The sequence below is a fragment of the Patulibacter sp. genome, assembly GCF_030655195.1.
GTDB lineage: Bacteria > Actinomycetota > Thermoleophilia > Solirubrobacterales > Solirubrobacteraceae > Patulibacter.
The window spans coordinates 1-7,192 of record NZ_JAURWA010000039.1; the positions used below are offsets into that span (position 1 = coordinate 1).

Here is a 7,192-nt window from a genome sequence, read left to right on the forward strand (position 1 = left end):
CGCGGCGCGGGCGGCCCAGCGCTTGGCGGTCGACGCGGAGCCGAGGCGTGGTCCCCCGTCGGAGGTGACGCGGCCGGCGGCGCCGGCGCCGGCGGGCAGCGCCAGCAGGGCGGTCGCGGTGAGGGCGACCACGGTCCCGGACAGGGGGCGCCGCGCGACCCCGGCGACGGGTGTTGCTGAGCGGGCGTCCCGGGGCACGACGCCCATGCTGTCAGACCGTCCGGCCGGGCGATCCGGTCCGTGCCGCACCGGACGGGCCGCGGTGGACGGGCGTCCGAGGACGCCGTCCCCCGCCGCCGAGGTCCTAGCCGAGGACGGCGTCCATGCGGCGCTGGAGGATCTCGCCGAGCGCCTCGCGCACGGGGCCCTCCTCGAACCGCGTGACGAGCTCCGCGAGGAAGCCCTCGATCACGAGCCGGCGGGCCATGTTGAGGCCCAGCCCGCGCGAGCGCAGGTAGAAGAGCTGCTCGGGGTCGATCTGCGCGATCGCCGCGGCGTGCGTGCAGCGGACGTCGTTGGCCGCGATCTCGAGGCCCGGGATGTTGTCCGCGTGGGCCTTCCGGCCGAGCAGCAGGTTGCGCGACTCCTGGAAGGCGTCGGTCTGCTGGCCCTGCTCGTCGACCTTGATCATGCCGCGCCAGACGGTGGAGCTCTTCTCCGCCAGCACGCCACGGAACGCGAGGTCCGACGTCGTGTTGGGCGCCATGTGGGTCTGCAGCGTGTCGAAGTCGAGGTGCTGCTTGCCGTGCGTGGCGTAGCCGCCGGTCACGCGACCGTGGGCTCCGGGCCCGTCGAGCGAGGTCTCCTGGAAGACCTTGCCCTTGGCGGAGCCGAGGCCGAGCGTGATCCAGTCCATCCAGCCGTCGCGCTCGATCGTCGCGCGCTGGGCGCCGAAGATCCACGAGCGCTCCGACAGGTCCTGGACGTCCACGAACCGCAGGCGGGCGTTCTGGCCGACGTGGATCTCGACGACGCCGTTGACGAGCGCCTCGAGGTCCGGCGTCGCGGAGGTCGTCTGCGACCAGACCTCGGCCGACGCGCCGTCCTCGAGCACGATCAGGGTGCGCGGCGCGACGCTGCGGCCGGCCTGCTCCTGGATCAGCGTCAGCAGGACGGGGGCCTCGAGCGCGACGCCGCGCGGGACGAAGACGAAGAAGCCGCCCGTCCAGTCGCGGTCGTTGCGCGCCGTGAACGGCGTGCGGGCGGTCTCGATCCTGCCGAGGTACTTCTCGACGAGCTCGGGGTGCTCGGCGGCGGCGACCTCGAGCGGCAGCACGATCGCCTGGTTCGTGGACGGATCCCGCAGCGCGGCGGACTCCGCGATCACGGCGTGGTCGACCTGCGTCAGGCGGATCGTGCCCTCGGGCAGGTGGTCGAAGACGCACGGCGCGTCCTCGGCCGCGGACCCGACGAGCCCCGGGTCGACCGTCTGCGCGCTCGGGAACGCGTCGAGGTCGAGCTCGGGGATCTCGGTGAACTCCCACCCGGGCGTGCCGCGGAACTGCGGCATCTCGATGGTGGGGAGCTCCTCGGCGGCGCCGGAGCGGAGCGCGGAGAGCCAGACCGGTGCGGGCGCGGTGGTCGTGCTCAACCGATGCTCCCTTCCATCTGGAGCTCGATCAGCCGGTTCATCTCGACCGCGTACTCCATCGGCAGCTCCTTGACGATCGGCTCGATGAAGCCGTTGACGATGAGCTTCGCGGCCTCCTCCTCGTCGATCCCGTGGGACTGCAGGTAGAAGAGCTGCTCGTCGCCGACCTTGGAGACCGTGGCCTCGTGGCCGATGTCGACCTGGTCCTCGTCGATGCGGATCGTCGGCCACGTGTCCGTGCGCGACTTGTCGTCGAGCAGCAGGGCGTCGCAGACGACCTTCGACTTGGAGCCGACCGCGCCCTTGCCGACCTCGAGCAGGCCGCGGTAGCTGGAGCGCCCGCCGTCCTTGGAGATCGACTTGGCGAAGATGTTCGACGTCGTGTTCGGCGCGGCGTGCACGATCTTCGCGCCGGCGTCCTGGTGCTGGCCCTTGCCGGCGAAGGCGATGGAGAGGACCTCGCCGTGCGCGCGCTCACCCATGAGGTAGACGGCCGGGTACTTCATCGTCAGCTTGGAGCCGAGGTTGCAGTCGACCCACTCGACCGTCGCGTCCTTCTCGGCGATCGCGCGCTTCGTGACGAGGTTGAAGACGTTGTTGGACCAGTTCTGCACGGTCGTGTAGCGGATGCGGGCACCCGGCTTGGCGATCAGCTCCACGACGGCGGAGTGCAGCGACGAGCTGGAGTACGTCGGGGCGGTGCAGCCCTCGACGTAGTGCACGTACGAGCCCTCGTCGGCCAGGATGATCGTCCGCTCGAACTGGCCCATGTTCTCCGTGTTGATGCGGAAGTAGGCCTGCAGCGGCATCTCGACGTGCACGCCCGGCGGGACGTAGACGAACGAGCCGCCCGACCACACGGCGCTGTTGAGCGCGGCGAGCTTGTTGTCGTTCGGCGGGATCACCGTGGCGAAGTACTCGCGGACGAGCTCGGGGTGCTCGCGGAGCGCCGTGTCCATGTCCGTGAAGATGACGCCCTGCTTCTCGAGCTCCTCGTTCACCTGGTGGTAGACGACCTCGGACTCGTACTGCGCGCCGACGCCGGAGAGGAACTTGCGCTCGGCCTCCGGGATGCCCAGGCGGTCGAACGTCTTCTTGACGTCCTCGGGGACGTCGTCCCAGGAGCGCTCGGAGCGCTCGGAGGCCCGGACGAAGTAGTGGATGTCGTCGTAGTCGACCTCGGCCAGCATCGGGCTGCCCCAGGTCGGCTGCTCACGGGCGAAGAAGTAGTCCAGCGCCTTCAGGCGGAAGTCGCGCATCCACTGCGGCTCCTGCTTGAACTCCGAGATCTTCTCCACGATCTCGCGGTTGATGCCCTTCGGCGCCTTGTAGAGGTAGTTCTCGGCGTCGTGGAAGCCGTACTTCTCGGTGTAGTCGGCGTTCAGGTCGACGAGCGAGGACTCCTCCTGGTTGAGGAGCGAGCCGGTGGTCTCGGGAGGCGTGGGCATGTCAGTCCATCTCCAACTTGATCGTGTCCCCGTCGATGACGACGGGAAAGGTGTCGACCGGCTGGTAGGCCGGAAGGGTCTTCGGTCGCCCGGTGCGCAGGTCGAACACGGAACCGTGTCGCGGGCACTCGATGGTGCACGCGGCGGTGTCGAGCTCGCCGTCGGACATGTCGCCGTCGTCGTGACTGCACCGGTCCTCCATCGCCAGGATCTCGCCGTCGCAGTTGACGACGACGATCTCGACGTCGTCGTGCTCCAGCGTCACGCGCCCCCCCGAGGGGAGGTCGTTCAGCGGGCAGACGTCGATCAGGGGCACAGGGAGGGCGGTGTGGCGTACATGGACCGGACAGGTCCTGAGCACGGTACGTGCCCGATCCCGATGTCCGATGCCGATGGACGGGATTGTATCGCGACCGGCCGCCGATCACGGCCCCAAATTGAAGGGATTACGAACTAGGGCGCCCTAAGCCCCGTTCGCGAGGGCCCTCGACGGGCCGTCCCGGAGGGCCTGATGCCGGCGCAGCGCGACGGCGTCGTGGGAGCAGAGGACGTCGACGTCGTCGGCGTGGTCCCGGGCGAGCTCCCCCAGGCGGGCGGCGTTCTCCAGCAGGAGGCCGTGGTCCGCGCTGTTGAGGCGGTGGTAGGCGCGGAGGCTCCGGCTGCGCACCGGCGGGGTCGCGATCTCGTCGGGGTGCAGGAACGCGTCGCCGGCGTGCAGGAGCCAGCCCGCACCGGTGTCGATCGCGTAGCCCGCGTGACCCGCGGAGTGGCCGGGCAGCGGCACCAGCGCGATCTGGACGCCCACGTCCGCGACCAGGGAGACGCGCTCGAAGCCGCGCCAGCGGTCGCCGTCGGGCGTCGCGTGAGGGGCCCAGCGCGGGCCGTGGGCCCACTGGGCGGGGCGGTAGCGCAGCCGCGCGTCGCGTCGTCGGGCGCGGGCCGCGACGAGCTCGGGGGCGTGCAGGTGCACGGTCGCGTTCGGGAAGTCGCCGAGGCCCCCGGCGTGATCGAGATCGAGGTGCGTGACCAGCACGTGCCGGACGTCGGCGGGGTCGAGGCCGAGGGCGCGGACGCGCGCCACGGCCGTCTGGCGGGGGTCCAGCCGGGCGCCGAGGAGGTGCCGGGCGGGGCCGAGGCGCCGCGGGTCCGCGACGTCGCCGGTGCCGTAGCCCGTGTCGACGAGGACGAGGCCGGCGGGCGCCTCGACCAGCAGGCAGTGCGCGACGAGGTGCCCCGGGTCGGGCGGCGCGAGCCCCAGGGGGACCAGGCCGTGCGGGCACATCGTCCCGCAGTCGAGATGATGGATCCGCAGCGGCGTGCTCACCGGCGGCGAGCCTACCCCGGAAGCCCGAGGGAACGACGCCCCGGCCGCGCGGAAGCGCCGCCCCTCGCCCTCAGGCGCCCCCGACGGGCACCAGGGCGTCCTCGCCGGGCTGGGCGTGGCGCAGGAGCCGGCCGTCGGCCGCGACCTCGTAGGCGCCGGTGCGCAGGAGCGGCGGCGAGTACGCGTGGATCGAGACCGCCGGGACCCCGCCCCCGTGACGCATGCGGTGGATCTCCGTCGGCTCGATGGTGGCGCCGTTGTCGGGGTCCAGGCGGCGCCGGATCGGGTCGCCGAAGGCGGTCAGCCGCTCGTCGACGACCTCGCCCGACGCGACCGCCACACCGGCGCTGGAGACGTCGTGGTCGTGGAAGCCCGTGTCGTGGCCCTCGCCCCAGCAGATCAGCCAGATCGTGACGTCCTCGTCCTGGTGCAGCAGGGCGTAGGTGCGCTGCTCGGGGTCGTGGCGGACGACGTCCTCCCAGCGCGACGGCTCCTCGGCGATCGTCCGGGCCAGCTCGGCGAGCTCGCCGGAGGTCAGGGTGCCGCGGCGGACGGGGTAGTCGCCCTCGAACTCGTGGGCGGGGCGCGCGACCGTGCTCATGCCGCCACCCGCACCGGCGTCGGGGCGGCGCCGGACCCGGCCCCTGTGCCGTCGTCCGCGACCGGGGGCGCGACGTCGTCGGCGTCCCCCAGCAGGCGACCCGCGGCGACGCTCGCCAGACGGCGGGCGTCGATCCCGGCGATCACGGGGACGTGCTGCTCCTCGGGGGCGACGACGGGGCGGTCGCTCCCGAAGGCGAGGCGGTCGACGCCGACGGACTGCGCGGCCGCGACGATCGTGCGCGGCCCGAACGACGACGTCTCGTAGGCGATGTGCTCCGACCGGGCGAGGTCGACGGGGCCGCCGCGGGCGCCGAGACGCTCGAGCATCAGGGCGCCGCCACCGGCCAGGGCGGCGAAGGCGACCCGCAGCGTCGGGTGGGCGCGGTGGCCGCGGTCCAGCCAGGTCGCCCAGGCCCGCAGGAGCTGTCCCGTGTAGTCGCCCAGCGCGGGCCACCACGCGGCGTCGTCCGGACGGCCCGAGGCGGCGCCGCCGGCCGGGGCGCCGGGGTGCACGAAGAGGGGACGGTCGGCCCGGGCGAGCTCCTCGAGCACGGGGCCGTGGCGCTCCAGCGCGTCGGCGTCGGCCAGCGCCGCCGCCGGCAGCGCCAGACCGATCGCGCCGCGGGACAGCGCCAGGCGCAGGTCGCGCGGCTGCGGATCGCGGGACGGCACGGCCGCCCAGACGCCGAACGGGCCGCCGTGCGCGAGGACGCCCTCGTGCCAGGAGGTCAGGAGCTGCCGGGCGTCGTCGGCCTCGAGGCCGTCGATCCCGATGGCCAGCGGCGGCACGAGCAGCGCGCGGTCCAGACCCGCGGCGAACAGGGCGCCCTCGCGACGGTGCAGGTCGATGTCGCACTCGCCGAGCACGCAGTCCGGCTCGCCCGGGAGCAGCAGGCGCCAGCTCCCGTCGGCCTCGACGCGGGTCCGGGGACCGTCCGTGCGCGCGGAGAGCGCGGCGAGGAACGGTTCCGGCCATGCGTGCTGGTGCAGGTCGGTCGGCGTGCTCACCGGGTAAACCTAGCAAACCCGTCCGGGTTTTATGGTTTTACGTCCGGGCGCCCGGACGACCGCCCCGGATCCCCGTGCCCAACCGGCGTTCCGGCCCTCAGAAGCCGGCGGACGAGCCCGTGCCGCTCGCGGGCGGGACGGCGTCGGGCGCGTCCTCCCAGTCGACGTTCGCGCCGATCGCGGCGGACTTGATGATCTTCAGGGAGAGGAGCGCGCACTTGATGCGCGTGGCCGAGATGTCGATCCCCAGGAGCTCCAGGATGAAGTCCTGGTCCAGGGCCCGGAGCTCGTCGACGGTCATCCCGACGAGCTCCTCCGACGCCATCGACGCCGAGGACTGGGAGATCGCGCAGCCGTGGCCGTCGAAGCGCACGTCCGTCACCACGCCCTCGGGGTCGACCCGCATCATCACCTTGAGCTGGTCGCCGCAGGACGGGTTCTTGTCCTCGAACTCCAGGTCGGCGGGGTCGAGGGTGCCCCAGTTCCGCGGACGCTTGTAGTGATCGAGGATGTTCTCGCGGTAGAGCTCGTCCATGACCACTCCATGGTCGCACGTGGCGCCGGGCACCACGCGCGACGGCCGATCCCGGCACCCGTGCGTGCGTGCACCGCATCCCGCGCGGCCTCTGGTACCTTCGGCGCCTCGTGGTTAGGGGGACCAAAATACGAGTGCTCGCCGTGACGCTGGCGGCCGCCTCCGTCGCGGCCGTCCCGGCGGTCCTCCCCGGACGCCCCGGGGTGCCGGGCCCCGCCGCGGCCCGGGCCGCGACCGCGAAGGGCCCGCTGGACCGCGCGGTCGCCCGGCTGCAGGCGGCACAGCGCGACGACGGCGGGTTCGGGACCACCCCGGGGGCGACCCGCTCGGACCCGGCGTCGAGCGTCTGGGCGGCCCTCGCGCTCGCGTCCGTCGGCCTCCACCCCGCCGACCAGCCCCGTCGCGGGACGACCGCCCTCGAATACCTGGAGGCCCAGGCCGACGACCTCACGGCGACGGAGGACCTGGCGCGGCTCGTGCTCGTGCTCGCCCCGGCCGGCCGGGCCGACGAGCCGGCCGCCCGGGACGCGGCGGCCGAGCTCGTCCGGCGCCAGCGGCCCGACGGCGGCCTCCCCGACGGGGCCTCCGGACCGGCCCGGCTCGGGCCGACCGCCTACGCGCTGCTCGCCCTGGTGGCGGTCGGCGCCGACGCCGGGGCCGTGGGGCGCGGGGCGACATGGCTG

9 protein-coding genes are annotated in these 7,192 nt (G+C 73.3%); 1 reads left to right on the forward strand and 8 read right to left on the reverse strand.

What is annotated here, in order from left to right; all coding sequences use genetic code 11:
• From Q7T67_RS04035 to Q7T67_RS04070, 8 genes are all read right to left on the reverse strand, one after another.
• Positions 1–207, reverse strand: a 207-nt coding sequence (locus Q7T67_RS04035; RefSeq protein WP_304786247.1) for a hypothetical protein, incomplete at its 3' end; no start/stop codon positions are given.
• 97 nt (positions 208–304) lie between these two features.
• On the reverse strand, positions 305–1,591 hold the full coding sequence (gene sufD, locus Q7T67_RS04040) for a Fe-S cluster assembly protein SufD (RefSeq protein WP_304786249.1): 1,287 nt from the start codon (positions 1,589–1,591) through the stop codon (positions 305–307).
• Positions 1,588–3,039, reverse strand: a complete 1,452-nt coding sequence (gene sufB / locus Q7T67_RS04045; RefSeq protein ID WP_304786251.1) for a Fe-S cluster assembly protein SufB — start codon at positions 3,037–3,039, stop codon at positions 1,588–1,590. Before sufB ends, sufD begins: the two co-directional genes overlap by 4 nt.
• A 1-nt stretch (position 3,040) precedes the next feature.
• The gene (locus tag Q7T67_RS04050) at positions 3,041–3,355 is read right to left on the reverse strand and encodes a non-heme iron oxygenase ferredoxin subunit (RefSeq protein WP_304786253.1); all 315 of its coding nucleotides are present in this window, start codon (positions 3,353–3,355) and stop codon (positions 3,041–3,043) included.
• 147 nt (positions 3,356–3,502) lie between these two features.
• Positions 3,503–4,363: an MBL fold metallo-hydrolase gene (locus Q7T67_RS04055; protein WP_304786255.1), complete on the reverse strand. Its 861-nt coding sequence runs from the start codon at positions 4,361–4,363 to the stop codon at positions 3,503–3,505.
• Positions 4,364–4,433: 70 nt separating this feature from the next.
• A complete protein-coding gene (locus Q7T67_RS04060) occupies positions 4,434–4,964 on the reverse strand; it encodes a cysteine dioxygenase family protein (protein ID WP_304786257.1) in 531 nt (176 codons plus the stop codon).
• Positions 4,961–5,974, reverse strand: coding sequence for a hypothetical protein (locus Q7T67_RS04065; RefSeq protein WP_304786260.1), 1,014 nt, complete (start codon positions 5,972–5,974; stop codon positions 4,961–4,963). Before Q7T67_RS04065 ends, Q7T67_RS04060 begins: the two co-directional genes overlap by 4 nt.
• Before the next feature lie 97 nt (positions 5,975–6,071).
• Positions 6,072–6,509, reverse strand: coding sequence for an iron-sulfur cluster assembly scaffold protein (locus tag Q7T67_RS04070; protein ID WP_304786262.1), 438 nt, complete (start codon positions 6,507–6,509; stop codon positions 6,072–6,074).
• A gap of 143 nt (positions 6,510–6,652) precedes the next feature.
• Between Q7T67_RS04070 and Q7T67_RS04075 the strand changes: the two genes are divergently transcribed.
• Positions 6,653–7,192, forward strand: a 540-nt coding sequence (locus Q7T67_RS04075; RefSeq protein WP_304786264.1) for a prenyltransferase/squalene oxidase repeat-containing protein, incomplete at its 3' end; no start/stop codon positions are given.

Coding starts and splice junctions, on each gene's coding strand:
- sufB (WP_304786251.1), bottom strand. CDS start 3,039: ATGCCCACGCCTCCCGAGACCACCGGCTCGCTCCTCAACCAGGAGGAG.
- Q7T67_RS04060 (WP_304786257.1), bottom strand. CDS start 4,964: ATGAGCACGGTCGCGCGCCCCGCCCACGAGTTCGAGGGCGACTACCCC.
- Q7T67_RS04070 (WP_304786262.1), bottom strand. CDS start 6,509: ATGGACGAGCTCTACCGCGAGAACATCCTCGATCACTACAAGCGTCCG.